Origin of the sequence: Roseicyclus sp. (assembly GCF_052168335.1) — a bacterium.
Lineage (GTDB): Bacteria > Pseudomonadota > Alphaproteobacteria > Rhodobacterales > Rhodobacteraceae > Roseibacterium.
This window is the reverse complement of record NZ_JBQLZP010000613.1, coordinates 1-2,289: the sequence shown is the minus strand read 5'-3', so window position 1 is coordinate 2,289 and position 2,289 is coordinate 1. Positions and strand designations below refer to the sequence as shown.

Annotated in this window: 3 protein-coding genes; all 3 read right to left on the bottom strand. The window is 71.8% G+C overall.

Annotated features, from left to right (window positions below):
- The coding region (locus ACTS11_RS18830; protein ID WP_442641824.1) for a DNA primase at nucleotides 1-732 on the bottom strand (732 nt) is incomplete at its 3' end.
- Between the two features lie 242 nt (nucleotides 733-974).
- A complete protein-coding gene (locus tag ACTS11_RS18825; RefSeq protein WP_442641823.1) occupies nucleotides 975-1,520 on the bottom strand; it encodes a sarcosine oxidase subunit gamma in 546 nt (181 codons plus the stop codon).
- Nucleotides 1,513-2,289: aminomethyltransferase family protein (locus tag ACTS11_RS18820; RefSeq protein ID WP_442641822.1), on the bottom strand; the 777-nt coding region annotated here is incomplete at its 5' end. The genes ACTS11_RS18825 and ACTS11_RS18820, both read right to left, overlap by 8 nt.

Here is a 2,289-nt window from a genome sequence, read left to right as displayed (position 1 = left end):
CCCCTTGTCGAAGAGCGGCGTCTCGCGCGTGTTGAGGTATTTCGCCTGCGCGTCGGGGTCCATCGCCCGCCCGCCGAAGCCGATGCAGCGCCCGCGCGCGTCGCGGATCGGGAACGTGATCCGGTCGCGGAAGGCGTCGTAGGGATTGCCGCGGTCGGGGCGGGTGACGATCCCCGCCTCGAGGAGGTCGGCCTCGCGGATGCCCTTGGCGGTCAGCGCCTTCAACGTCGCGTCGCGCGAGGCGGGCGCATAGCCGATCTCGAAGCGCTCCAGCGTTTCGGCCGAAAGGCCCCGACGCTCGAGATAGGCGCGGGCCTCGGCGGCGCCCTGCGTCCTGAGCTGGAGGCGGAAGAAGCCCACGGCGGCCTCGGTCGCGCGGGCGAGCTCGGTCATCCGGTCGGCCTTCTCGGCGGCCTTCGGGTCGGGGGCAGGCATCGTCATCCCCGCCTCGCGCGCGAGGATTTCGACGGCCTCCATGAAGCCCACGTTCTCGGTCTCCTGCACGAAGGCGAGCAGGTCGCCCTTCGCCTGGCAGCCGAAGCAGTAGTAGAAGCCCTTGCGGTCGTCGACGTGGAAGCTGGCCGTCTTCTCGTGGTGGAACGGGCAAGGGGCCCAGAGGTCGCCCTTGCCCTGATTCGACTTGCGGCGGTCCCACATGACCTTGCGACCGACCACCTGGGCCAGCGACACACGGGATTTCAGCTCGTCGAGGAAACCGGGGGGCAGGCTCATGGGCGACAATATCGGGCGGGGCGCTGGCACTGTCCAGCGCCGCCGGAACGCGGCCCGCGCGCCTCCGCGAAATCGCCTCCGATTTGTCGCCGCAGCCGCATGGCAGCGGCACGTTTCGGCACTAGTGTCCGGCCCACGCCGCGTGGACGAGTGCGCCGATTGGGGTGACTGCGGCGAGCCTTCGAGGCGGCCGCGTCGTTCCCAGAAGCCTGCAAGCGGGAGCGGCGCGGTTCTTCCGGTCCTCAGCCCCGCCTGCGCGCCGCGACCATCCGCAACGCCCGCTCCAGCTCGTGCGCCGCCGTTCCTGCCATGGAGCGGAAGACCATCGCGAGGTAGTCGTCGGCCCCGGTCCGCACCAGCACGCAGGACATGTGCCCCAAGAGCGTCCGGGCGGCGGCGTCCACGCCGAAGACCTCGGGGCGGAGGTCGACCGGCACGAGGCGGGCCAGCACCTCGCGCGCATCCGGACCCGAGAGGAGCACTGCGGCCCAGGCGTCGCTCTGGTCCGTGACCGCCGCGCCGGACAATGCGCCGGGAGCTGGGCCGAGGACGAAGCACTGGTCCATGCCGGTCCAGACCGCGCGCGCCGCGCCCGAGACGCTGGTGCCGTTCGGGGGCGGCAGACGGAGGCCCGTCGCCGTCTCGAGGGCGGCCGAGACGGCATCGGCCCGCCCGCGGAACGGCGTAACGGAGGTGATTGCCTCGAACCTCGCCTCGGTGGCCTCGACCGTCCCCGCCCGCAGCGGCAGGAGCCCGGCAAAGGGCGTCTTCGCGATCAGGTCAGCCACGGGCGCGCCCTCCCTCGGGGTCGAGGAACACCGGGTCGCAGACCTCGCAGAGCGCCTCGGCCCCGCGCAGGTGGTCGACCATGCGGACCGTCTCGCCCATGCGCGCGCGCCCGTTCAGCAGGAAACCCAGCCCCAGATGCGTGCCGAGCGTCGGCGACCAAGCGACCGAGGTGACGTAGCCCTGGTCGTTCACGCGCGTCGCCGCCTCGTCCCTGCGGAAGAGGTGCGCGCCCGCCAGCAGCGGCGTCTCGGGCGCGAGGGGCCTGAGGCCCACGAGCTGCTCCCGCTCCGCCCCCGAGAGGCCGGGGCGCTGGGACGAGGCCTTGCCGATGCAGTCCTTCCACGGCGAGACCATGCGCGCCATGCCGATGTCGTCGGCGGTGACGCGGCCGTGGATCTCGGCATGCGTGATGAAGCCCTTCTCGATCCTGAGCACGTTCAGCGCCTCGAGGCCGTAGGCTCCGCCGCCGAGCATCTCGGCCCGCGCCACGAGATCGCGCCAGAGCGCCTCGCCGTAGCGGGAGGGAACGGCGACCTCGTAGGCCTGCTCGCCCGAGAACGAGATGCGGAAGAGGCGGCCGGCCACGCCGTGGACGCCGACCGCGCCGCAGGCCATGAAGGGAAAGCTCCCGTCGTCGATGGCCGTGTCGAGAACCGAGTTCAGAAGCTCGCGCGCCTTCGGCCCGGCGACGGAAAACTGCGCCCATTGCTCGGTCACGGAGATGATCGCCACCTCCATCCCGGGCTTCAGGCATTGCCCCCCGAATTC